At 64.7% G+C, this 23996-nt stretch carries 24 protein-coding genes; 9 read left to right on the top strand and 15 right to left on the bottom strand.

Going from position 1 to position 23996, the window contains the following annotated elements:
- Positions 1-43: 43 nt before the first annotated feature.
- Entirely contained in the window at positions 44-337 is a 294-nt protein-coding gene (locus tag AB2N08_RS10025; protein ID WP_367610655.1) for a winged helix-turn-helix transcriptional regulator, read from the bottom strand.
- A gap of 275 nt (positions 338-612) precedes the next feature.
- On the opposite strand from AB2N08_RS10025, the gene AB2N08_RS10020 reads away from it, so the two are divergent.
- From AB2N08_RS10020 to AB2N08_RS10005, 4 genes are all read left to right on the top strand, one after another.
- Entirely contained in the window at positions 613-1374 is a 762-nt protein-coding gene (locus AB2N08_RS10020; protein WP_367610493.1) for an SDR family oxidoreductase, read from the top strand.
- Positions 1375-1526: 152 nt separating this feature from the next.
- Positions 1527-3734: an aldehyde oxidoreductase molybdenum-binding subunit PaoC gene (gene paoC, locus AB2N08_RS10015; RefSeq protein WP_367610492.1), complete on the top strand. Its 2208-nt coding sequence runs from the start codon at positions 1527-1529 to the stop codon at positions 3732-3734.
- Positions 3735-3766: 32 nt separating this feature from the next.
- Entirely contained in the window at positions 3767-4420 is a 654-nt protein-coding gene (paoA, locus tag AB2N08_RS10010) for an aldehyde dehydrogenase iron-sulfur subunit PaoA (protein WP_367610491.1), read from the top strand.
- Positions 4417-5379 (top strand): FAD binding domain-containing protein, encoded by a 963-nt coding sequence (locus AB2N08_RS10005; protein ID WP_367610490.1) that lies wholly within the window; start codon positions 4417-4419, stop codon positions 5377-5379. The genes paoA and AB2N08_RS10005 overlap by 4 nt, the downstream gene beginning before the upstream one ends.
- A gap of 101 nt (positions 5380-5480) precedes the next feature.
- On the opposite strand, the gene polA is transcribed toward AB2N08_RS10005, so the two are convergent.
- Entirely contained in the window at positions 5481-8255 is a 2775-nt protein-coding gene (polA, locus tag AB2N08_RS10000; protein ID WP_367610489.1) for a DNA polymerase I, read from the bottom strand.
- Positions 8256-8449: 194 nt separating this feature from the next.
- On the opposite strand from polA, the gene AB2N08_RS09995 reads away from it, so the two are divergent.
- The 3 genes from AB2N08_RS09995 to AB2N08_RS09985 all read left to right on the top strand — a co-directional run bounded on the left by AB2N08_RS09995 (position 8450) and on the right by AB2N08_RS09985 (position 10828).
- Positions 8450-9004 (top strand): hypothetical protein, encoded by a 555-nt coding sequence (locus tag AB2N08_RS09995; protein WP_367610654.1) that lies wholly within the window; start codon positions 8450-8452, stop codon positions 9002-9004.
- A gap of 70 nt (positions 9005-9074) precedes the next feature.
- On the top strand, positions 9075-10046 hold the full coding sequence (locus AB2N08_RS09990) for a homoserine kinase (protein WP_367610488.1): 972 nt from the start codon (positions 9075-9077) through the stop codon (positions 10044-10046).
- A complete protein-coding gene (locus tag AB2N08_RS09985; RefSeq protein ID WP_367610487.1) occupies positions 10043-10828 on the top strand; it encodes a BPSS1780 family membrane protein in 786 nt (261 codons plus the stop codon). The genes AB2N08_RS09990 and AB2N08_RS09985 overlap by 4 nt, the downstream gene beginning before the upstream one ends.
- A 94-nt stretch (positions 10829-10922) precedes the next feature.
- Here the strand turns inward: AB2N08_RS09985 and AB2N08_RS09980 are convergent, their stop codons facing one another.
- From AB2N08_RS09980 to AB2N08_RS09970, 3 genes are all read right to left on the bottom strand, one after another.
- Positions 10923-13235, bottom strand: coding sequence for a UvrD-helicase domain-containing protein (locus AB2N08_RS09980; RefSeq protein ID WP_367610486.1), 2313 nt, complete (start codon positions 13233-13235; stop codon positions 10923-10925).
- 72 nt (positions 13236-13307) lie between these two features.
- Complete coding sequence (locus AB2N08_RS09975; RefSeq protein ID WP_367610485.1) at positions 13308-13736, bottom strand: hypothetical protein; 429 nt, start codon at positions 13734-13736, stop codon at positions 13308-13310.
- Positions 13737-13835: 99 nt separating this feature from the next.
- Positions 13836-14237, bottom strand: a complete 402-nt coding sequence (locus AB2N08_RS09970) for a GFA family protein (protein WP_367610484.1) — start codon at positions 14235-14237, stop codon at positions 13836-13838.
- Positions 14238-14404: 167 nt separating this feature from the next.
- Between AB2N08_RS09970 and AB2N08_RS09965 the strand changes: the two genes are divergently transcribed.
- Positions 14405-14950 (top strand): SRPBCC family protein, encoded by a 546-nt coding sequence (locus tag AB2N08_RS09965; protein WP_367610483.1) that lies wholly within the window; start codon positions 14405-14407, stop codon positions 14948-14950.
- Between the two features lie 18 nt (positions 14951-14968).
- On the opposite strand, the gene hpaR is transcribed toward AB2N08_RS09965, so the two are convergent.
- From hpaR to AB2N08_RS09940, 5 genes are all read right to left on the bottom strand, one after another.
- Positions 14969-15457, bottom strand: a complete 489-nt coding sequence (gene hpaR, locus AB2N08_RS09960; RefSeq protein ID WP_367610482.1) for a homoprotocatechuate degradation operon regulator HpaR — start codon at positions 15455-15457, stop codon at positions 14969-14971.
- Between the two features lie 182 nt (positions 15458-15639).
- Positions 15640-16485 (bottom strand): hypothetical protein, encoded by an 846-nt coding sequence (locus tag AB2N08_RS09955; protein ID WP_367610481.1) that lies wholly within the window; start codon positions 16483-16485, stop codon positions 15640-15642.
- A 211-nt stretch (positions 16486-16696) separates the two neighbouring features.
- On the bottom strand, positions 16697-17803 hold the full coding sequence (locus AB2N08_RS09950; protein WP_367610480.1) for an S-(hydroxymethyl)glutathione dehydrogenase/class III alcohol dehydrogenase: 1107 nt from the start codon (positions 17801-17803) through the stop codon (positions 16697-16699).
- Positions 17804-17879: 76 nt separating this feature from the next.
- The gene (locus tag AB2N08_RS09945; RefSeq protein WP_367610479.1) at positions 17880-18527 is read right to left on the bottom strand and encodes an ANTAR domain-containing response regulator; all 648 of its coding nucleotides are present in this window, start codon (positions 18525-18527) and stop codon (positions 17880-17882) included.
- A gap of 197 nt (positions 18528-18724) precedes the next feature.
- Positions 18725-19111 carry a hypothetical protein gene (locus AB2N08_RS09940; RefSeq protein ID WP_367610478.1) on the bottom strand — a complete coding sequence of 129 codons (387 nt, stop codon included), beginning with the start codon at positions 19109-19111 and terminating at the stop codon, positions 18725-18727.
- 225 nt (positions 19112-19336) lie between these two features.
- Between AB2N08_RS09940 and AB2N08_RS09935 the strand changes: the two genes are divergently transcribed.
- Positions 19337-20458: a metallophosphoesterase gene (locus AB2N08_RS09935; RefSeq protein WP_367610477.1), complete on the top strand. Its 1122-nt coding sequence runs from the start codon at positions 19337-19339 to the stop codon at positions 20456-20458.
- Positions 20459-20473: 15 nt separating this feature from the next.
- On the opposite strand, the gene AB2N08_RS09930 is transcribed toward AB2N08_RS09935, so the two are convergent.
- From AB2N08_RS09930 to AB2N08_RS09910, 5 genes are read right to left on the bottom strand one after another with little or no spacing between them, the layout of a single operon-like run.
- On the bottom strand, positions 20474-21001 hold the full coding sequence (locus tag AB2N08_RS09930) for a GNAT family N-acetyltransferase (RefSeq protein WP_367610476.1): 528 nt from the start codon (positions 20999-21001) through the stop codon (positions 20474-20476).
- A gap of 58 nt (positions 21002-21059) precedes the next feature.
- Positions 21060-21773, bottom strand: a complete 714-nt coding sequence (locus AB2N08_RS09925; RefSeq protein ID WP_367610475.1) for an ion channel — start codon at positions 21771-21773, stop codon at positions 21060-21062.
- Positions 21774-21811: 38 nt separating this feature from the next.
- Positions 21812-22426, bottom strand: coding sequence for a thiamine phosphate synthase (thiE, locus tag AB2N08_RS09920; protein ID WP_367610474.1), 615 nt, complete (start codon positions 22424-22426; stop codon positions 21812-21814).
- 10 nt (positions 22427-22436) lie between these two features.
- Positions 22437-23180, bottom strand: a complete 744-nt coding sequence (thiD, locus tag AB2N08_RS09915) for a bifunctional hydroxymethylpyrimidine kinase/phosphomethylpyrimidine kinase (RefSeq protein WP_367610473.1) — start codon at positions 23178-23180, stop codon at positions 22437-22439.
- The gene (locus AB2N08_RS09910) at positions 23177-23995 is read right to left on the bottom strand and encodes a thiazole synthase (protein ID WP_367610472.1); all 819 of its coding nucleotides are present in this window, start codon (positions 23993-23995) and stop codon (positions 23177-23179) included. Before AB2N08_RS09910 ends, thiD begins: the two co-directional genes overlap by 4 nt.
- Position 23996: the final 1 nt, after the last annotated feature.

Genomic DNA, 23996 nt, shown 5'->3' with positions numbered 1-23996 from the left:
TACCATTTGTACAGCCGCTGGTCCTGGGGCAGCGGGTTTCGCGTCACTCGCTGCGGGCAGCGATTCGCGTTGCATTCAGCGCGCGCAACGCTGGCTCGTGCTGCTCCGCCCACACCCACAAGCTGCAAAACGCTGCGCACAGGCTGGTGCCCATGTCGGTCAGTTCGTATTCCACGCGTGGCGGCACTTCGGCATAGACAGTGCGCAACACCAGGCCATCGGACTCCAGTTGCCTGAGCGTTTTGGTCAACATGCGCTGGCTGATGGAACCAACCAACTCCCCGACACGCGTGAAACGCTGCCTGCCTTTTTGATGCAGGACCTCCAATACGCACATCGTCCACTTGTCCGCGACACGGTCGAGCACGTCGAGCACGAGTGTATCGAGTTCAGGACGGGATGCCCGGCCTGATTCTCGAGCGTCCACGGGTTCAAAAATCACGCGTCGTTTTTCTGCAATTGCCACCAGAGATTCTCCATTAGTTACCGATGTGTTTGTACCCACCATGAAAGTGCCTACTTCCTAAGTGAGAGTAACGGCGTTAGGCTATCACAAGTTTCCAGAGAATTGTCTTTGGAAGCACCACTCTGGTCAGTGAAAGGAAAGCACACATGAACACCACTGGAAACACCATCCTCATCACCGGCGGCGGCTCCGGCATCGGGCGCGCGCTGGCCGAAGCATTCCATCAGCGCGGCAATCAGGTCATCGTCGCGGGCCGCCGCCAGGAAGCGCTCGATGACGTCGCCACCGCGAATCCCGGCATTGCCACGGCCGTACTGGACGTCACGGACGTGGCCGACATCGACCGCTTCACGCAGGAAATCGCGCGTACGCATCCGGGCCTGAATGTCGTCATCAACAACGCCGGCATCATGCGCGCAGAAAACTGGGCGGCCGAGAACGTCGATACCGCGACGGCGCACGCGACCATCGCGACGAATCTGGTGGCCCCGATCCTGCTGACGGCCGGGCTGCTGCCTTTGCTGCGCAAACAGCAGCAGGCAACCGTCGTCACCGTGTCGTCCGGACTGGCGTTCGTGCCACTGGCCGTGACGCCGACGTATTGCGCAACCAAGGCGGCGATTCACTCGTTCAGCGAGTCGCTGCGCCACCAGTTGAAAGACACCACCGTCGATGTCGTCGAGATCGCACCGCCATACGTGCAAACCGAGTTGATGGGTGCGCACCAGGCCACCGATCCGAACGCGATGCCGCTCGCCGCGTTCATCGACGAGGTCGTCCAGATCCTGGACACCCAGCCAAACGCGGAAGAAGTCCTGGTGCAACGCGTGCACCCCCAGCGCTTTGCCGCTGAAAAAGGCCAGGCGAGCTACAAGGAATTTTTCGCAAAAGTGAACGGCAAACGGTAAGCAAGGGACAGGTCGGCAGCATCCACGGGTATTGCCATGGATGCCTGCCGCCTGATTTTTGGGGAGGTATCCCCCGGTGGTGACGCCGTCAGTACGCCTGGCCATCCGGCCGGCGCGCGCCGGCAGCGCATCGATGTCATCGGAAAGCGCGCATGAAATTCGATTCTCCAGCCAGACAAAACCCCATCGACCGCCTGAAGGTCGTCGGAAAACCGGTCGAACGCATCGACGGTCCCCTGAAAACGACAGGGCGTGCGACGTATGCCTACGAACAGAACGAGGCCGCGCCGAATGCCGTCTACGGCGTGATCGTCGGCGCGGCCATTGCCAAGGGACGCATCCTGTCCATCGACAAGCGCCGTGCGCTGGCCGCCCCGGGCGTGCTGGGCGTCTTCGCGCATGACGATACGGGCAGGCTTGGCACCGGCGCCTTCTACGCGGCGCGCGCCCTGGCCGGCCCCGAAGTCCAGCATTACCACCAGGCCGTTGCCGTCGTCGTGGCCGAAACGTTCGAGCAGGCGACTTGCGCCGCGGCGCTGGTCGACGTGCGCTATGAACGCGAAGCAGGCGCATTCGACCTGGCTGAGGCGATGGGCGAGCTGCCCAGGCAACAGCGACTGCACGTGCGCCCCGAAGGCGACAATGCAGAGGAAGCATTCGATGCCGCGTTCGCGGCCGCGCCGGTCAAGGTCGATGCGCATTACACGACCCCGCATCACGCGCACGCCATGATGGAGCCGCATGCCACCATCGCTGCCTGGGAAGGCGACAAACTCACGGTCTGGACCGCGATCCAGATCGTGCACTGGGGTGCGCGCGACCTGGCAAGAACATTCAATATCGCCGCGGACGACATCCGCGTTGTCTCGCCCTATATCGGCGGCGGCTTCGGCGGCAAGGCGACGACGGGCGCCGACGCCGTCCTGGCCGCCCTGGCCGCAAAGCGCGTGGGCCGGCCGGTCAAGGTCGTGCTGCAGCGCGCGCTCATGTACAACAACACGACCCACCGCTCGGCCACGATCCAGCACGTGCGCCTCGGCGCCGGCAAGGACGGACGGCTCAGCTGCGTCGGGCACGAAAGCTGGTCGGGCGACCTGGCCAATCGTGTCGAGGATGCGACGGCGCCGACGCGCCTGCTGTATGCGGGCCGGCACCGGATGATGCGCGCGAGCGGTGCGCATCTCGACCTTGCCGAGAACGGCATGATGCGCGCCCCCGGTGAAATGCCGGGCCTGATGGCGCTCGAGATCGCGATGGACGAACTGGCCGAAAAACTGGGGATGGACCCGGTGGCGCTGCGTGTTTTGAACGATACGCAGGTCGATCCCGGCGCGCCGGGGCGGCCGTTTTCCAAGCGCCAGCTGGTGGAATGCCTGCGCACAGGCGCCGCGCGCTTCGGTTGGGACAAGCGTGCTGCGCGGCCTGCCACGGTCCGCGATGGCGCCTGGCTGGTCGGCATGGGCATGGCCGCGGGCGTGCGCGGTTCGCCCACCCTCAGATCGGGAGCCCGCGTGCGCCTGGACAAGGCAGGCATCGTCACGGTCGAGACGGGCATGACCGACCTCGGCACCGGCAGCTACACCATCCTGGCCCAGACCGCCGCGGAGATGCTGGGTGTGCCGATCGAACAGGTGGTGGTGAAACTGGGCGACTCGACGTTTCCCGTCGCATCCGGTTCGGGCGGCCAGTTCGGCGCCGCATCGTCGACGGCCGGCGTGTACGCCGCCTGCATGGCGCTGCGCGCACAGATTGCCGAGCGTCTCAAGATGGATGCGGTCGACATCGAGTTCGTGGGCGGGCGCGTGCGTTCCGGCGGCAACAGCCGGCCGTTGCGCGACGCGGTCGCGGCCGGTGACTTGACGGCGCAGGACGCCATGGAATACGGCACTCTGTCCCAGCGTTTTGCACAGGAGACGTTCGCTGCCCATTTCGCGGAAGTGGGCGTGCACGCGGCCACCGGCGAGATCCGTGTGCGCCGCATGCTCGCGGTGTGCGGCGCCGGGCGGATCATCAACCCGTTGATGGCGCGCAGCCAGATCATCGGCGCAATGACGATGGGCGTCGGCGGCGCACTGATGGAAGAGCTGGTGGTCGACAAGCGCGGCGGCTTTTTCGTCAACCATGACATGGCCGGCTACGAAGTGCCGGTGCATGCCGACATTCCCCATCTCGACGTCGTGTTTCTCGATGAAGTCGATCCGACCATCGGCCCGCTCAAGGCCAAGGGCCTGGGCGAACTCGGCATCGCCGGAGTACCGGCAGCGATCGCCAATGCCGTCTACAACGCCACCGGCGTGCGGGTGCGCGACTATCCGGTCACACTCGACAAGCTGCTGCCCCACTTGCCAAGCCTGGCCTGAACCGGCCTGCGTACACATGTAAAGGACACACCATGATTTTTCAGGACGACATCGACGAAAAGCGCCGCGGCCTCATGATCGGCGGCGCCGTCTCCGCCACTGCCGCCATGCTGCCGGCAGTCGCGCAAACGGTCGGACCACAAGCCACCCAGGCGGATGCGCCCGAAGCCGCGCCAGCCGGCGCTGCGTTCACGCTCAAGGTCAACGGCAAGGAGCACCAGCTCACGCTCGACGCGCGCACGACCTTGCTCGACGCCTTGCGTGAAAGCATGCACCTGACCGGCACCAAGAAAGGCTGCGATCAGGGCCAGTGCGGCGCTTGCACCGTGCTGGTCAACGGGCGCCGCATCAATTCCTGCCTGAGCCTGGCCGTGATGCACGAGGGCGACGCCATCACGACCATCGAGGGGCTTGGTACGCCAGGCAGCCTGCACCCGATGCAAGCGGCGTTCATCAAGCATGACGGCTACCAGTGCGGCTATTGCACGCCGGGCCAGATCTGCTCGTCGGTGGGCGTCCTCGATGAAATCAGGCGCGGAGTACCGAGCCATGTGACGGGCGACCTGAACGTGAAACCGCTCCTGTCGGCAACCGAGCTGCGCGAACGCATGAGCGGCAACATCTGCCGCTGCGGCGCCTATTCCAACATCATCGACGCCATCACCGAAGCAGGAGGCCAGGCATGAGGGCATTTACCTACCAGCGCGCCCACACGCCCGCACAAGCAGCCGTCGCCGTGGCCGGCACGCCGGGCGCGCGCTTCATCGCCGGCGGCACCAATCTGCTGGACTTGATGAAGCTCGAGATCGAAACGCCAACGCTGCTGATCGACGTTAACGCGCTCAAACTCGACACCATCGAAGCAACGAGCGAAGGGGGCCTGAGAATTGGCGCGCTCGTCAGGAACACCGACCTGGCGGCGGATGGCCGCGTGCGCCGCGACTACGCCGTGCTGGCCCGCGCACTGCTGGCCGGCGCGTCGGGCCAGCTGCGCAACAAGGCCACGACTGCGGGCAACCTGCTGCAGCGCACGCGCTGCCCGTATTTCTACGACACCAATCAAGCGTGCAACAAGCGCGTGCCCGGCAGTGGGTGCGCCGCCATCGGCGGATTCACGCGCAACCATGCCATCGTCGGCGCAAGCGCACTGTGCATCGCCACGCACCCGAGCGATATGGCAGTGGCCATGCAACTGCTCGACGCCCAGGTCGAGACCGTGTCGCCCGACGGCACCGCGCGCGTCATTCGTATTGCCGATTTCTATCGATTACCCGAGACAACACCGCATATCGAGCACAATCTCATGCCCGGAGAACTGATCACATCGGTGACATTGCCAACGCCGCTCGGGGGACAGCACTTCTACCGCAAAGTCAGGGACAGGACGTCGTATGCGTTTGCGCTGGTATCTGTCGCGGCAGTCATCCAGCCAGGCAACGCCGGGCGCATTGCGGTTGGCGGAGTCGCGCACCGGCCATGGCGCGTTCCGGCCGCCGAGAAGGCGCTGCCGCAAGGCGCCGCCGCCGTGACGGCACAGTTGCTGGCTGGCGCCGCAACGACACCCGAGAACCGTTTCAAGGTGACACTGGTGGAACGTACCATCGCTTCCATCCTGGGCGACGCACGGTCTGGCAAGGAGGCGTGATTCACTTGTAGTGTGCAAGCATGCTGTCGTCGCATGCGAGCTGGCGCCGTTATCTGCCAGTACGTTGGCAGGTAACGCGCGCCTTTACTGCGCCTTGACTTTTAGTGCGCCTTTTCCCAGTTCTCCCCCACACCCGTTTCGGCCACCAGCGGCACCTTCAGCGTCGCCACGCCCGCCATCAGCTCGGGCAGCTTCACCCGCACCAGTTCCAGTTCCGCCTGCGGCACTTCGAGCACCAGTTCATCGTGCACCTGCATGATCATGCGTGTGGCCAGCCCCGCGCTTTCGATCCACCCCTGCACCGCGATCATCGCCAGCTTGATCAGATCGGCCGCCGTGCCCTGCATCGGCGCATTGATCGCGGCCCGTTCGGCGCCGGCGCGGCGCGGGCCGTTTGGCGAATTGATCTCGGGCAGCCACAGGCGGCGGCCGAACACCGTTTCGACGTAGCCGCGCGCCTTGGCCTGCAGGCGCGTCTCGTCCATATACTGCTTCACGCCCGAGAAGCGCGCGAAGTAGCGTTCGATATAGTTGGCAGCCGCGCCCCGTTCGATGCCCAGGTTGGCGGCCAGGCCGAAGGCGCTCATGCCGTAGATCAGGCCAAAGTTGATGACCTTGGCGTAGCGGCGCTGCTCGCTCTGCACGTCGCCCGGCGCGATGCCGAAGATCTCGGCCGCCGTGGCGCGGTGGATGTCTTCGCCATCGGCAAAGGCCTTGAGCATCGCGGCGTCGCCCGAGATATGCGCCATGATGCGCAGCTCGATCTGCGAATAGTCGGCCGAGACGATCACGCTGCCCGGCGGCGCGATGAACGCTTCGCGGATGCGGCGCCCTTCGGCATTGCGCACCGGGATATTCTGCAGGTTCGGCTCGTTCGACGACAGGCGGCCCGTGATGGCGACGGCCTGCGCATAGTTGGTGTGCACGCGGCCCGTGGTCGCGTTGACCATCTTCGGCAGCTTGTCGGTGTAGGTTGACTTGAGCTTCGACATGCCGCGGTGTTCCAGCAGAATTTTCGGCAGCGGGTAATCCTCGGCCAGCTTTTGCAGCACTTCTTCGTCGGTCGACGCCGCGCCGGTGGCGGTCTTCTTGATCACCGGCAGGCCGAGCTTCACGAAGAAGATTTCGCCAATCTGCTTGGGCGAACCCAGGTTGAACGGGCCACCGGCCAGTTCATACGCCTGCTGCTCGAGTTCGAGCATGCGCTTGCCCAGCTCGTTCGATTGCACGCCAAGGAGCTCGCTGTCGATCAAGACGCCGTTGCGTTCGATCTTGTGCAGCACTTCCATCGTCGGCATCTCGATGTCACGGTAAATATAGGTCAGCCCCTTGTCGGCTTCGACGTGCGGCAGCATCGACTGGTGCAGGCGCAGCGTGATGTCGGAATCCTCGCCCGCATACTCCGTGGCGCGCGCCAGCTCGACCTGGTCGAAGCAGATCTGGTTGACGCCCTTGCCGCACACGTCCACGAACGGGATCGTCGTGTAGCCCAGGTGGCGCATGGCCATCGTGTCCATATCGTGCGGCTTGTGCGACTCGAACACGTACGACTGCAGCAGCGTGTCGTGCACGATGCCTTTGAGCGTCACGCCATGGTTGGCGAAGATGTGCATGTCGTACTTGAGGTTCTGGCCCAGCTTTGGCTTGGCCGGGTTCTCGAGCCACGGGCGCATCTTTTCCAGCACGTGTTCGCGCGCCAGCTGGTCGGGCGCGCCGGCGTAGCGGTGCGCCAGCGGGATGTAGGCGCCCTTGCCCGGTTCGACCGACAGCGAGATGCCGACCATCTGCGCCGTCAGTGGATCGAGCGAGGTCGTTTCGGTATCGACCGACGTCAGGGCCGCCGCGTCGATCAGCGCCAGCCAGGCATCGAGCTGCGCGTCGGTGAGGATGGTCTCGTACTCGCCCTTGATGACCGGCATGCCGTCCAGCGTGGCCTGCGCGCCTTCCGGCGAATTCAGTGGCCCGCCGCCCGGCGCGCTGCCCGCTGCAGGGCGCACGCTGCCGTCGCCGGCCTTGGCGCCGCCCAGGTCGCGCAGCATCGTCTTGAAGCCGTAGCGGCTGAAGAAGTCGCGCAGCGCCTCGGCGTTCTCGGGCCGGCCCACCAGCGTTTCTTCGAACGACACCACGTGCTTGACCAGGTCGCAGTCGGTCTTCACGGTGATCAGTTCGCGGCCCTTTGGCAGCCAGTCGAGCGCGGCGCGCAGGTTTTCGCCCACGGCGCCACCGATGCTGGCCGCGTTCTCGATCACGCCGTCGAGCGAGCCGTGCAACGTGAGCCACTTGACGGCCGTCTTCGGGCCGCACTTGGCCACGCCCGGCACGTTGTCGACAGTGTCGCCGACCAGCGTGAGGTAATCGATGATGCGGTTCGGCGGCACGCCGAACTTGGCCAGCACGCCGGCGTCGTCCAGGCGCTCGTTGCTCATCGTGTTGATGAGCATGACCTTGTCGTTGACCAGTTGGGCCAGGTCCTTGTCGCCGGTGGACACGACCGTCTTCATGCCGCGCGCGGTGGCTTGCACAGCCAGCGTGCCGATCACGTCGTCGGCTTCGACGCCGTCGACCATCAGGATCGGCCAGCCCATATAGCGCACCACTTCGTGGATCGGCTCGATCTGCTTGCCCAGGTCTTCCGGCATCGACGCGCGCGTGGCCTTGTATTCGGGATACAGGTCGTCGCGGAAGGTCTTGCCCTTGGCATCGAACACGCAGGCGATGTAGGCGGCCGGGAAGTCGGCGCGCAGGCGGCGCAGCATATTGACCATGCCGTGCATGGCGCCGGTCGGGAAGCCATCGGGGCTGCGCAGGTCGGGCAATGCGTGGAAGGCGCGGTAGAGATAGCTGGAACCGTCGACGAGCAGGAGGGTATTGTCCATAGGGGGCGAAAATCAGGTAAGCGTGCGGCGCCGAAGGTGGCGCCAGGGTAGCCGCCATTATCGCAGAATCCGCATGATGAGCAGCGCCCGCTCCGGCGTCCCGATTCCCTGCGGCTATCATGGGATTCGGCACACGTTTCACAGGGAAGCGGCACTGTTTGCTACAATGGACTAAACGACATTAGGTGACCATCATGCTGCGCTCGACACCCCGCTTTGCCCTCCTGACGCTGTGCCTGTTTGCCCACGCCGGCCTGGCATCGGCGCAGCCGCAGTCGACACAAAACCTGCCGCCGCAAACGCAGACCCAGCCGGCACCGCGCGCCACGCCCCCAACTACGCCAGCCCAGCAGCAACGTCCAAGCGACGCGCCGCCGCAGCTCGAGCGCATCGAGCCGGGCAGCGATGTGCCGGCCACGACGATTCCGCCGCGCGAGGGCACCCGCATCACCGAAAAGCGCGGCAACGACGGCAAGGTCGCCGAAGTCGAAGTGCAAGCCGGCCCAAGCCGCTACACCATGAAGCCCAACGTTGCACCGGGAAATGCCCAACCAGGGGATATCTCGGGCAGCAGCATCCGCGCCCCACAATGGCAGGTGATGGAATTTGATTTTGGCAATCCCAAGAAGAAGAATACCGACGAGCAGCCGGCCGCTGCGGCGCCAGCCCGCGCCGGTGCAGCCGGGACCGTCCCGGCGCGCGCCGACGTGCCGCCGCCACCCGCGCTCGAACCGACCACCAAACAATGATCCCGCCTGCCGCGTGCTACGTCACGCGGCAGTCTCGCGGCCATCGTCCACTTCTATTTCTTGCTAGCTCATGGCAGTTTTTACCGCGGTCTCGCTGGATGACCTTCACCAGTGGATCAAGCAGTTCCCTCTCGGCCAGGCCGTCGGGCTCGAAGGCATTTCCTCCGGCATCGACAACAGCAATTTCTTCTTGAATACAGAGCGCGGCAACTACGTTCTGACGATTTTCGAGAACCTGCGCTTCGACCAGCTTCCCTTCTATGTCAACCTGATGCGCCACCTGGCCGAGCGCGGCATTCCCGTGCCCGCGCCGGTGCCCAACAATGACGGCGACCTGCTCGTGAGTCTGCACGACAAGCCGGCGATCATCGTTAGCCGCCTCAACGGCAGCTCGCAGCTCGATCCGCAGCCGGTGCATTGCGCCGAAGTGGGCCGCATGCTGGCGCGTATGCACCTGGCGGCGCAGGATTTCGCGCTGCAGCAGCCGAACCTGCGCGGCATCGACTGGTGGACGGCGACCACGCCCGAGGTCGCCCCGCTGCTGAGTGATGCCGAAGCGACGCTCTTGCGCGAAGAAGTCGCGTACCAGGCCGAATTTGCCGCCAGCGCCACCTACGCGCAATTGACGCGCGGCCCGGTGCATGCCGACCTGTTTCGCAATAACGTGATGTTCGAGGGCGAGCGCCTGAGCGGCTGCTTCGACTTTTATTTCGCCGGCGTCGACACCTGGCTGTACGACGTGGCGGTGACCGTCAACGACTGGTGCATCGACCTGGCCACCGGCAGACTCGACGCAGCGCGCGTGCGCGCCCTGCTCGACGCCTATCACGCGGTGCGGCCGTTCACGTCGGCCGAACAAACCGCCTGGCAACCGCTGTTGCGCGCAGGCGCACTACGCTTCTGGCTGTCGCGCCTGTATGATCTGCACCTTCCACGCGCGGCCGAGCTGTTGACGCCGCACGATCCCACCCATTTCGAACGTATTCTGCGCGAGCGCATTGCGCGCCCCGCGCCGGGCTTGCCCACCACTGTCATTACATGAACAAACTACCTGCAACTACCGGCTGGACCTGGCTCAAGAACGGCGCCCTGCTGTTTCGTCAACAACCGGCAGCGCTCACCACGCTGCTGTTCGCCAATATCCTGGTCAGCATCCTGATCAGCGCCGTGCCGCTGCTGGGCGCGATGGTGGCGGTGGTCTTGATCCCCTCGTTTTCGATGGCGTTCATGATGGCGTGCTCGATGATCGAGAACGGCCAGCGCGTCACGCCGGCCGTGGCGCTCACCGGTTTTCGTAAACCCGTGCTGCGCGAGTTGTGCAAGGTCGGCATCGTCTACCTGGGCGTATCGTTGATCCTGGCGCTGGTCACGCGCTTTGCCGTGCAGCCTGATTTCTGGGAGCAGATACGGGCTCAGGGTGCAAGCGGCACCCCGGCCGTGCTGGCGGGGCAGGATGTGCTGGCGATGTTCCTCATTTTCGCGCTCGACGTGGTGGCACTGATCTCGCTGTGCTTTGCCGCGCCGCTGACGTACTGGCAGAAAATGCCGCCTTTCAAGGCCGTGTTCTACAGCTTTTTTGCCGTCAAGCGCAGCGCGGGGATTTTCGTCGTGATGCTGCTGGCATGGTTCGGCATCTTCTTTGCCGTGTGCATGGTGATCGCCGTGATCCTGGGTGGTAACAGCATCGCGCGCGTGGTGATCATGTGGGTGATCTTTTTATTCATCCTGCTGCTGCAGTGCGCGCTGTACGTGGGGTATCGCGAGATTTTTGGCGTCCCGCCAGTCGCAGCCGGCGACAAGGTCAGCCTCGACAAGCAGCGGTAACGCGTTGGACGGTGATGGCGCTGTGATCAGGTAGGTTTGCGTATCGGTTACCGGCCCAGGCGCACAGTGTCGCGATCGAAAAAACCGATATCGCTTAGCGCCCCAGCCGTTCCAGCTTCGCGATCGACAGATCCAGCACTTTTACCCCCGCCGAACCAAAGTTGATCTGGGCCCGCGCCGCGCCGGCGCCGCCCTCGATATTGACGATCACACCCTCACCAAACTTGGCGTGGGCCACGCTCTCGCCCACCCGCCAGCCGGTACCGTTGCCCGACTTTTGCGTAATCTGCTGCGCGATCTTGTTGTCGCTGCCGCCGTCGCGGAACTTGGCGTCGTCCCATGCGGTGGTGGATTTGCGTCCGCCAAACCAGGCTGCCTGCACGCGTGGCGACAGCCACTTGATCGACTCTTCGGGCAACTCGTCGAAGAAGCGCGACTTCATGTTGAAGCGGGTCTGGCCGTGCAGCATGCGCTGCTGCGTAAAGCTCATGTACAGGCGGCGGCGCGCACGCGTGATCGCCACGTACATCAGACGCCGTTCTTCATCGACACCATCAGCTTCGCGCGCGCTGCTCTCATGCGGGAACAAGCCTTCTTCGAGGCCCGTGATGAACACGGCGTCGAATTCCAGGCCCTTGGCCGAGTGCACCGTCATCAGTTGCAGCGCTTCTTGCCCGGCCTGCGCCTGGGCGTCGCCCGCCTCGAGCGACGCGTGCGACAAGAACGCCGACAGCGGCGACATCACGGTCGGCAGCGGCGCGCCGGCGTCTAAAATCTCGATGCCGTCCTGATATACGACCGATTCGCCAGCCTGCGCCTGCGCCGGCGGACCGAGGTGGGCTGGCGCTTGCGTGCCGAAGCCTTCTTCTTGCACGAATTGGGTCGCGGCGCTGACCATTTGCTCCAGGTTTTCGATGCGGTCGGCGCCTTCTTTTTCGTTGCCGTAGTGCGTCAGCAGCGTACTGCGCTCGAGCACCACGCGCACCAGTTCTGGCAGCGGCAATTGCTGGGTCTCGAAACGGGCGCTTTCGATGAGCTTGACGAAGTTGCCCAGCACCGTGCCGGCCTTGCCCGTCATGTACGGCACGGCCGCATACAGCGAGATGCCATAGCTGTCGGCCGCCATCTGCAATTGCTCGATCGAGCGCGCGCCGATGCCGCGCGTGGGGAAGTTGACCACGCGCATGAAGGCCGAATCGTTGTGCGGATTGTCCATCAGCTGCAGGTAGGCGATGGCGTGCTTGACCTCGGCGCGCTGGAAGTAGCGCAGGCCGCCATACACCGTGTAGGAAATGCCGGCCGCAAACAGCGCATGCTCGATCACGCGGCTTTGCGCATTGCTGCGGTACAGGATCGCGATTTCGTTGCGGCCCATGCCCTCGTTCATGAGGCTCTTGGACTCTTCGATGATCCACTGCGCTTCTTCGAGGTCGGACGAGGCTTCGTACACCCGCACCTGCTCGCCCTGCCCGGCATCCGTGCGCAGGTTCTTGCCCAGGCGCTTGGCATTGTTGGCGATCAGGAAGTTGGCGCTGTCGAGGATGTGGCCATGCGAGCGGTAGTTTTGCTCGAGCTTGATCAGGTTCTTGACCTGGTAGTCGCGTTCAAACGCCGACATATTGCCCACGTTGGCGCCGCGGAAGGCGTAGATGCTCTGGTCATCGTCGCCCACGGCGAAGATGGCGCCGCCGCCCGATTCTCCCTGCCCTGCCAGCAACTTCAGCAGGTTGTATTGCAGGTCATTGGTATCCTGAAACTCGTCGACCAGGATGTGGCGGAAACGCATCTGGTAGTGGTGGCGCAAGGGCGTGTTGCGCGACAATAGTTCGTACGAGCGCAGCAGCAGCTCGGCGAAATCGACGACGCCTTCGCGCTGGCACTGCTGGTCGTACAGCTCATACAGCTCGACCATGCGGCGCTCGATCGGGTCGTACGCTTCGACCTGCCCCGCGCGCAAACCCTGGTCCTTGGCGTTGTTGATGAAGTACATCAGCGCCTTGGCCGGGTACTTTTCATCGTCAACATTGTGCGCCTTGAGCATGCGCTTGATGAGCGAGAGCTGGTCTTGCGAGTCGAGAATCTGGAACGTTTGCGGCAGCGCGGCGTCGCGGTAATGCGTGCGCAGCAGCCGGTTGCACAGGCCGTGGAAGGTGCCGATCCACATGCCGCGCGTATTAATCGGCAGCATCGCCGACAAGCGCGTAAGCATTTCCTTGGCGGCCTTGTTCGTGAACGTCACCGCCATGATGCCGGCCGGCGAGACCTGGTTGGTCTGGATCAGCCAGGCAATGCGCGTGGTCAGCACGCGCGTCTTGCCCGAGCCGGCGCCGGCCAGGATCAGGGCGCTTTGCGCCGGCAAAGTGACGGCGGCAAATTGTTCAGGATTCAGGGTGTCGAGTTTCAGCATCCGGCCATTATACCGCCGCGATATACTGTATGCCCATCCAGTTTCGTGGCGTACGCGTCACCACCGTTTGCGTCAAACGTTTTTGATCACCAGCGCCACATTCATGGCATCGTCGGCGCGCACGACCACGCGCTGGCCGAGGTTGATCGTGCGTACCGGCGCAGCCAATACGTCGTCCCCGCTCATCAACTTGGTACTCACGAGCAGTTGCTCATCTCTGTTCAAGCGCGTGATGATGAATTCGAGGCGCCATGGCGTATTGCCATGGTTGCCATTGACCATGACGCGCTCGGTGTTCCAGGCCCGCACCACGTACTGGCTCGACTCGCCGAACAAATCCAGGTTCAGTGCCACGTCATAGCCGCCAATGCCGCGAATGCGAGCGGGGGTGGTACCCAGCAGCGACTGGGCCTGGGCGGCAGCGCTCGTTGCGCTGGCAAGGACGACGGCTGGCAGGGCGAGGCAGAGGCGGCGCCGTTTGGCGGTGGATGAGATCGGCATGGTGAATTCCTTATCAAGAAGGCCGCCCGCTGCGATGCCGGGATGAAACCATGGTCCCACTTTCTTGAAAGAATTTCAATCCAGCACGTATGAATTCGTTTAACTGTTCGTACGGGTAGTCTGGAACTGCGGCAAGCCATCGTCGAGCTTCAGCCAATCCAGGCGGCTGCGGACGAACGTGTGGTCGAGTGGTGGCACCAGGTTCGGATCATCCAGGCTGGCGGTGGCGATATCGATCTCGTCGGGCCAACTGTCATTCTGGTAGGTCAGCGTCGTGCCGCACGCCGCACAAAAACCGCGCACGGCCTGTGGGCTCGAGCGGCGTACCTGCATCTGGCCGGCGAGCCAGCGCAGCGTATTCGTCGGTACGCTGAACCACGCCACGGCCGGCGCGCCGGACACCCTGCGACAATCGGCGCAGTGGCACAAAGTGCTGTTGAACGGCGCGCCGTCGGTCTCGAACCGTACTGCGCCACAGAAGCATCCACCAGATAAAGTCATTATCTCTCCTGTCGTTATCTTCGGACATTTCATCGAGGAAATGTGATGAACGTCTCGTAATTTACCTGAAACGGGTATCTCAACCGCGCGCCCCACGATGATCGTTTAGCTTATGTTAATACCAGCGTTGCGACAAGCTCGTGAAAATCTTAACAAGGAGAATGATCATGCTAGGACGCGTAGTGACCGTGGCCGCACTGGCCGTAGGCGGCGTGATGCTGTCGAAAAAAATGAAACACCACCGTGGCTTTGGCGCCAGCTCGTCGATTGTCGAAACCATCGAAATCAATGTGCCAGTACGCACGGCGTATAACCAGTTCACCCAGTTCGAAGACTTCCCGCAATTCATGAAGAGCGTGAAAGAAATACGTCAGCTCGACGACAAGCACCTGCATTGGCGTGCGAACGTCGCCGGCGAAGAGAAAGAATGGGATGCCGAGATCACCGAGCAGATCCCTGACGACCGCATCGCATGGCGCAGCCTCACGGGCGTAAAGAATGGCGGCGTCGTCACCTTCCACAAGATTTCGGACACCGTCACGCGCATTGCGCTGCAAATGGATTACGAGCCCGAAGGCGCACTCGAAACGTTGGGCGACGCGCTGGGCGCGGTGCGTATGGAAGCGCGCGCCAACCTGGCCAACTTCAAGGAACTGCTCGAGCAGCGTGGCGGCGAGACCGGCGCCTGGCGTGGCAAGGTCGATCAGCATTGACCGACCCGCGCGCGTGGTTCACGGCCGGCGGCTATTCACCGCTTTGATGTAAGCAGGCAATTCGACACGCTCCACAGGTGTCGTCTGGGCCGCGATGAAGCCTTCGAGGGCCAGCGACAAGTCGGCCACGATCTGCGTGCCGTAGGCTGCTTCGATGAGTTTGTACTGGCGCTCGATGAGCGGCGCGATCTCGTCGATCAGCTTGTCGCCTTTTGGCGCCAGGCGCACCCAGATGCGGCGCTGGTCGGCCGCCACGCGCTGGCGCTCGATCAGGCCGAGCTCTTCCATGCGCGACAGCACGCCCGTCATGCTGGGGCTCAGGATCTGGCACAGATCGCACATCTCGCGCGGTTCCAGTTGCTCGTGCTCGTCCAGCACGCGCAGGATCCGCCATTGCTGCTCGGTCACGCCGAAATGGTTGAGGATGGGTCGAAAGTGCAGCAACAGCGATTCGCGTGCTTTCAGAAAAAGCTGGGGGAGGTTGCGGTGGGTGATCCGGCGGGCCAAGGAATGCTCCGTAATAGGTGGTTCTGTCTCTGGTTCTGCTTCAAACGGTGCGCCGGCGGCGCAATAGTCGAGCTTGGCTGACTAATATACTTGCCAGCCGGCCCCTTACGCGTCGATCCACCCATTTTCAGCAGTTTTTTTGTGACCAGATATTACCTCAGCCGTTCACGCCACCCAAGTCATCAGCTCGCGGTCGGCGCCGGGCGCGCCAATCCTTTCGCACGCGCATCGCGGATCAACGCGCGGACGGTCTTGTCGGCCGTCTTGCTCTCGCGCTCCATTTCCTGGCCCAGCACGCCCATTTTTTCGCCGAGCGCGTGCATCGGCTTGCCGGCCTCTTCCATCTGACGGCCGATGGCTTCCATCGACGTGTGCGATTGACGCATCTGTGGCGAATCGTAGGCCTGACCGATCTGCTTGCCGGCATTGTTCATGCGCACGCCAGTGGCCGCCATCTCGCGGCTCAAACGCTCACGCTCGGTCTGGTCCCGCGCACTTTCCATCTGGTTGCTCAGGCGTTCCATGTGCTGGCTCAGCGCCTGCATGCCGCCATCGATTTCGCGCATGTCGCGCTCGCTCGGCAAGTTTTTCTTGTTGACGGCGATGCGATCCATCTCGCGGCTCAGCCCATCCATCTTTTTGCTGTGAACATCCATCTCCTTGCTGTGCACATCCATGCGCGCGCTCAGGCGCTCCAGCGGCGCCCAGGCCGTGCGCACCTTGGCCATGGTCGCCGCGTCTTGAATCACATAATCACGCCCGGCTTCCCGGAACCAGATGAACTCGCCACGAATGGCACGCTGCGCAGCTTTCACGGCCGGCCAGTCGTCGCTGCTGCCGCTGATGTTGAAACTGCCTTCCTTGCCGCGCACCAGCGCGTAGGGCTCGCCCTGTGTCACGCGCACCGCGCGCGTGGTTTCCTGCGCGGCGGCCTGCGCCGGTGCGGTCAATGCATGCGCCGCGGCGCACAGCACCAGGCCGATGAAGGGAAGCGCCAGGCGGCGATTGAGCGGTACGGGATGTGGCATGAGGATCTCCTTGGGCCAGGGACAATGGCGACGGGCCGGACGCAGCCGGCGATGAAGCCACTCTAGAGAAACGCCCGAGGACCGACCAGCGCGCTGCGACAGGCAGTCGAAATCGCGGGACAGACCGTCATTCGCTGCCTGGAACGATAACGCGGCCCGAAGGCCGCGTCGCACACATGCATACCGCGCAGGCCGCAAGGCCCGCCATGGCTTAAAAGACGACGACCGAGCGGATCGACTCGCCCGACTTCATCAGGTCGAAGCCTTCGTTGATGCGATCGAGCGGCAGGTGATGGGTGATCAGGTCGTCGATATTGATCTTTTTTTCCATGTACCAGTCGACGATCTTTGGCACGTCGGTGCGACCGCGCGCGCCGCCGAAGGCCGAACCTTTCCATTCACGGCCGGTCACCAGCTGGAATGGCCGGGTGGAGATTTCCTGGCCGGCAGCGGCCACGCCGATGATGATCGACTTGCCCCAGCCCTTGTGGCAGCACTCGAGCGCCTGGCGCATCGTATTCACGTTGCCGATGCACTCGAAGCTGTAGTCAGCGCCGCCATCGGTCAGTTGCACGATGGCGTCGACCACGTTCTCGACCTGGGTCGGGTTAATGAAATGGGTCATGCCGAACTTGCGCGCCATCGCTTCGCGTTCCGGGTTCAGGTCGACGCCGATGATCTTGTCGGCGCCCACCATTTTTGCTGCCTGGATCACGTTCAGGCCGATGCCGCCCAGGCCGAACACGACCACGTTGGCGCCCGCCTCGACCTTGGCCGTGAAGATCACGGCGCCGATGCCGGTGGTCACGCCGCAACCGATATAGCAGATCTTGTCGAACGGCGCGTCATTGCGCACCTTCGCCAGGGCGATCTCGGGCACCACGATGTAGTTCGAGAAGGTCGACGTGCCCATGTAGTGATAGATCGGCTGGCCGTCGATCGAGAAGCGCGACGTGGCGTCGGGCATCAGGCCGCGGCCCTGCGTCGAGCGGATCGCCTGGCACAGATTGGTCTTTTGCGACAGGCAGAACTTGCACTGGCGGCATTCCGGCGTGTACAGCGGAATCACATGGTCGTCCTTGCGCAGGCTGGTCACGCCCGGGCCGACATCGACCACCACGCCGGCGCCTTCGTGGCCCAGGATCGACGGGAAGATGCCTTCCGGATCGGCGCCCGACAGCGTGTAGTAGTCGGTATGGCAGATGCCGGTGGCCTTGATTTCAACCAGCACTTCGCCGGCCTTCGGGCCTTCGAGTTCCACTTCTTCGATCGTCAGCGGATGGCCCGCCTTCCACGCGATTGCTGCCTTGGTTTTCATATTGTCTTTCCGATGCCTGAATTGAGCCGCGCGCGCCCGCGCGCTGCAAAAACGTCATGATAACAAGCTTGCGGCGTCACGGCCGCGCGCGGCTGCGGATGCGTTCGCCGATCTCACCGTGCAGGCCGCCCAATCCTTCTTCGGTCGCCAGGATCTGCTCGGCCACCTCGCCGAGCTTGCGCCGCTGCGAGCGTGCATGCTCGCGCAGCACGTCGAACGCCTGATGCCGATCGATATGAAAGCGCGCCATCAACACCCCGACCGCGATGCTGGTCTCGCGCCCCGCCGCCAGCGCCGACGAGAGGCTCGCTTCGCTGCGGCGCAACTGGCGGATATCGTCAGCCCGCGCCAGCGCCGCCTCGAACGCCGCCAGCAGCGGCCCGGCGTCGATCGGCTTGACGACATACCCAACCGCGCCCGCCTCGGCCGCCCCGCGCGCCGTGGCGCCATCGTCGCTGGCCGACAGGAACATGAACGGCACCGTCGTTTCCTGACGCAGCAGGCAGGCCAGTTCAAGGCCGGACATGCCGGGCATCTCGATGTCGAGCAAGGCCAGCGCAATCGCGGCGCCGTGCTGCTCGATCAGGCGCAGCGCCGCCGCCGACGACGCGGCCTGCAGCACCTCGTGGCCAGCGTGGCCCACGACTTCGGCCAGGTATTCGCGCAGCAGGCTGTCGTCGTCGACGATCAGCACCAGCCGGCGGGTTGGTGCGGGCAACTCCATGCAGCAAGCTCCATAGTGGATATGGCGCCTGCTGGCCGGCAGGACGCTTGGGCCCGGGGCTGGACCCATGCAAAAAATATAGCACGCCGCCGTGGCGCGGCGCCAGAAAGAGCGCCTCGTCGCTGCAAAAATCAATCGGCCCCACCACCCAAGCGCAACGCGGCCTGGCGGGCTTCAGGCGTATGCCGCCGCCGGTACTACAGCGGCGCGTCCACCAGCAGTCCTGGCTGCAGTGCGCGGATGCGCCACTCCGTAAAATAGCCGCCGGCTTCGTTGTAGCGCAGGTAGTGACGCCCACACAGCGTGCAGCGCGCAACCGTGCAGCGGTTGTACGGATAAAAACGCGGTGCGATGGGAGCGTCGTCGCTTTCATACCGCGTGCCCAGCGGATGGTACTCGGTGAAGGTCGGCTCGTCGTACGGATCGTCCAGCAAGGTGCCAACGTCGTCAAGGCGGTCGAGCTCCAGCGTCAGCGGTTGCGCGGTCCAGGCAAGCAGGGATACCTGCGTACAACTGCACGGTGTCGTGACTGCCGAAGACGCCAGCGCCAGGCGCGTCAAGGTTGCGAAATCAATTTTCTGCATTGCCATCCAGGATGATCGGGGTCGGTGCAGCGACTATAACGCGACCGCCCCACACTGGCGAGGCTGCCTGTGCCTTTGGGCAATCTGCGCTATGCTTGCCTGTTCGACAGTTCAGGCACACCGCACCATGCGTATTTACTCTTTATTCTCTGCAAGCGTCACGACACGCCCGCGCAGCACCCCAGCAATCGCAGGCCGCTTCCCGGCACGAATGGAGCGCACCTGATGTTTCATCTGATGTTCAGTATTCCCTGCCTGCTGGTCCTGGTGCGCTGGCTCTGGCCGCTGCCGTTGTCCACGAAATCGAAGGTCGCCAGCGCCGTCGTGCTGGTGCTGCTCTCGCAATACCACCTGTGGTCGCGCATCTCGTCGGGCAGCGTGTTCTCGCCCGAATTCCCGAAAGGCCTGGTCATCCTGTTCAACTGGGGCTTCGGCGCGATTTTGCTGCTGGCCGTGTTCCAGTTGCTGGTCGATGCCGGCACCCTGATCGTGATGGCGATCCGGCGCCGGCGCGTGGCCATCGCCCCGCGCGTGCGCTACGGCATTGCGATTGCCGCCGCGCTGCTGGCAGCGCTGGGTGTGAACCAGGCGATCAAGTCGCCGTCGCTCGAGGACGTGCTGATCGAGGTGAAGAATCTGCCGCAAGAATTCGACGGCTACCAGGTCGTGCACCTGACCGACCTGCACATCAGCCGCCTGTTCGACGCGCCCTGGACGCGCAAGGTCGTCGACGACGCCAACGCGCTGGACGCCGACCTGATCGTCATCACCGGCGACCTCATCGACGGCAATATCGCGCAGCGCGAGCGCGACGTGGCGGCGCTGCGCGACCTGCGCGCGCCCGATGGCGTCTGGGTCATTCCCGGCAACCACGAATACTTTTTTGGTCATAAGGAATGGATGGCCTATTTCGCCGGACTGAACATGACGCCGCTCGATAACAGCCACACCGTTCTCAAGCGCGGCGCCGGGCAACTGGTGCTGGCCGGCGTGAACGACGTGACGGCGCCGCAGACGGGCGCCGCGCCGCCCGATCTCGACGCGGCCTTGCGCGGCGCGCCGGCCGGCGTGCCGGTGATCCTGCTCGATCACCAACCGCGCAATGCGCGCTTGTCGGCCAGCCGGGGCGTTGCGCTGCAACTGTCCGGCCACACCCACGGCGGCATGATCGTCGGGCTTGATCAGGTGGTGGCGCGGGCCAACAACGGGTTCGTGTCGGGACGTTACGAGGTCGATGGCATGACGATGTACCTGAACAATGGCACGGCACTGTGGCCGGGCTTCGCGCTGCGGCTGGGCGTGCCGTCCGAGCTGACCCGGATCACGCTGCGGCGCCAGGCGACGTAAGCCGCCGCTGTAGGATCATTCGCCTTGTGCGAAGGCCAGCCGCATGCGTTGTTCGACGTGATCCGACCCTGGGCGCATCGGCTCGCGCCAGCCCGTGGCGACGAAACCGGCGCGCGCATACAAACCCAGCGCCGCCTCGTTGGCGCAATTGACACCAAGCTGCACGGCGCTCGCGCCGCGGGCACGCGCCCAGCGCACCGCCTCGCTCAACAAGCCAGCAGCCACGCCCTGCCCGCGCGCCTCGGGCGCCACCCACATCTGGAACAGGTTCACGAGCGACGGGTCATCGGCATCCACCTTGGCCCAGGCCAGCCCGACGGGTTGGCCACCGATCTCGGCCGCCAGTGCATGGTCGATGCCGGACGTGGCCGAGCGGGCCATGCGCGCCGCCCACTGCTCCGGGGGCAGAGCGGACTCGGCGGCGAAGGTGCTGCCAAAGGCATCGGGCGCGTCTTCCAGCGCGCGCAGGCGGATCGCGCGGTAGAACGGCCATTCGTCAGGCGTGAAATTGCGGATCGTGCAGGCAGACAAGTCGTGCACCATGCGCGTGCTCCTGTTGGTGGTCGGAGGACGATTCTAGCAAGCAATTTGAAGCGTGTGACTAATCGTGCTCCCACTCTTCCAGCTTGCGCTTGCGGGCGCGGCCGACCGCGATCCGGTTGCGCGTGGTAAAGGCGATCAGGCGCGCCACGACCACCGCCAGGTACATCAGGCCGACGAGCATCTCGACGCTGGCCAGCGCCCGCGCCGGTGCGGTCAGGGGAATCACGTCGCCGATGCCGGTGCTCGAGAGCAGCGCGAAGCTCAGGTAATTGAGTTCGGTCCAGGTGCGCGGCGCGCTGGCGTTGATGGCGGCGGCGAAGGTGCCGGGATGGACTTCCTGCAGCAGGATGTACATGTGGGTGAACGCCCAGGCCAGCAGCGTGAAGGTGGCGCCGGCCGCGAACAGCTCGTCGGTCGTGGCCAGTTCGTCGTCCATCATGTAGGCGATCAGGCTGCCTGCCGCATAGAAGTAGAACAGCGCTTCCAGGCCCGACGACCAGGCCAGCAGGTGATCGAGCCCGAACAGGATCTGCGCCAGCAGCAGGCAGATGATCGGCACCGCCAGCGCCCAGCTCACGCGCACCTCGCCGGGCGTGCGCCGCACCATGCGGATGGCGAAGGCCAGCACCACGATGCCGAAGCAATTCAAGACCACCCGGCCGACCGGCGTACCCTCGATAAACGGATACGTCAGCATGCCGATCAGCTGCACGAACAGCAGGATGGCCGACGGGTGACGGCGGGTATGGATGAACAGGCGCGGAGCGAGCATGGTGGCGGGACAAAGTAGACAGTCCTGCCATTGTAGGTTCAGGCGGCCGAAAACAGTGTCTTGAATGCGCGTGCGGCCGCGTGCGGGTCGTTTGCACCGTACACGCTCGTGATCGCCGCGACCATGTCGGCGCCGCGCGCGACCAGCGGCGCGGCGTTTTCCGGCGTCATGCCGCCGATGACGACGAGCGGCAACGTGAATTCTGCGCGCGCCTGGTCCAGGATCTCCGGCGACGTCACGAACGTGTATTTCTTCACCGGCGACGGGTAGAAGCCGCCAAAGGCCAGGTAGCTGGCGCCGGCGTCGCGCGCCGCGCGCGCCAGCGCCAGTTCGCCGTAGCACGAGGCGCCGACGATCTTGGCGGCGCCCAGCAGTTCGCGCGCACTGGCAACATCCCCGTCCGTATGACCCAGGTGAACGCCATCGGCGTCGATGGCCTGGCACAGGTCGAGGTGGTCGTTGATGACGAGCGGGCAGCCGTGGCGGCGGCACAGCGCCAGCAGCGCCGTCGCCTGCTCGAGCCGCAGCGGCGCGCTTGCGTCCTTGTGGCGGTACTGCACCAGCGCGGCGCCGGCGGTCAGCGCGGCGGCGGTGGCGGCGAGCAGCCGCTCGGTATCGTGCCAGTTCGGGGTGACGAGATACAAGCCTTGCATGATCGTTCCTTCAATGTGGGTGAAGCAGGCGGCGCGGGATGCGCTGGCCCGGCGCGATCGCGAACGATTGCGCCAGTGTGGCGTGGGTGTAGGCCTGTGCGCGCTCGAGGGCAATCTCCATCGACTCGCCCAGCGCCAGGCGCGCCGCCAGCGCGGCGGCCAGCGTGCAGCCGCTGCCGTGGTAAGTGGCCGGCAGGCGTGGCCAGTGCCACCGGCGCAGTTCCTGGCCATCCTGCAGCCAGCGGTTGGCGACGGTGTCGCCCGGCGCGTGGCCGCCGGTGACGAGAAGTTGCTTGATGCGCGACTCGCCCAGTGCGGCGCGTTCCGGAAGGTTGGGCAGCACGATCGTCGCCAGTTCCAGCAAGTCGCCCAGCGCCGCCAAGGCGCTGCCCTGCCCCAGCGCATCGCCATGGCCGCTGGCCAGCACCGGGTCGAGCACCACGGGCAAGGCGGGCTGCTGTGCGCGCAGGCTGCGGATGATGGCCGCGATCGCCGCCGCATTGGCCGCATTGCCGGGGATGCCCAGCTTGACCGCGCGGATATCGAAAGCGGCGATCAGCGGCGCGGCCTGGCGCGCGACCAGGCCCGCGTCGACTGCCTGCGCCGCGAACACATGGTTATTGTCCTGGCAGGTCAGCGCAGTGGCCACCGGCAGCGCGTGGGCGCCCTGGGCGGCAACCGCCAGGATGTCGGCCGCCAGGCCCGCGCCGCCGCCGGGGTCGAGCCCGGCGAAGACCAGCACGCACGGCGTCATGCCGTGATTTTCCCATCCACCGGCGACGAGGGCGAGGCCGCAAACCGCTTGGGCATGCGGCCGGCCAGATACGCATCGCGCCCGGCCAGCACCGCATGCTTCATCGCGCGCGCCATGCGCACCGGGTCGCGCGCGCCGGCAATGGCGGTGTTCATCAACACGCCGTCGCAGCCGAGCTCCATCGCGATGGCCGCATCCGACGCCGTGCCAACGCCGGCGTCGACCAGTACCGGCACCGTGGCCTGCTCGATGATCAGCGACAGGTTCCACGGGTTGAGGATGCCCATGCCCGAGCCGATCAGGGACGCCAGCGGCATCACCGCCACGCAGCCGATCTCCTGCAAAATGCGCGCCTGGATGGGATCGTCGCTGCAATAGACCATGACGTCGAAGCCATCGCGCACGAGCGTCTCGGCGGCCTTCAATGTTTCGGGCATGTGCGGGAACAGCGTGGTGGCGTCGCCCAGAACCTCGAGCTTGACCAGCTTGCGCCCACCCAGCAGCTCGCGCGCCATCTGCAGCGTGTAGACCGCGTCCTTCGCGTTGAAGCAGCCGGCCGTGTTGGGCAGGATGGTGAAATCGGCCGGCGGCAGCACGTCCAGCAGGCTCGGTGCATGCGGGTCCTGGCCGATGTTCACGCGGCGGATCGCCACCGTGACGATCTCGGCGCCAGCGGCCAGCGTCGCCTCGCGCGTTTGGGCCAGGTCGCGGTATTTGCCGCTGCCGACCAGAAGGCGCGAGCGGTAGGCGCGCCCGGCGATGGTGAGCACGTCCTGGGTCATATCTTGTTTCATGTCTTCGTTCATGGCATTCATC

The sequence above is a fragment of the Massilia aurea genome, assembly GCF_040790145.1.
Taxonomy (GTDB): Bacteria; Pseudomonadota; Gammaproteobacteria; order Burkholderiales; family Burkholderiaceae_D; genus Telluria; species Telluria aurea_C.
This window is presented reverse-complemented; position numbering and strand designations above follow the sequence as displayed.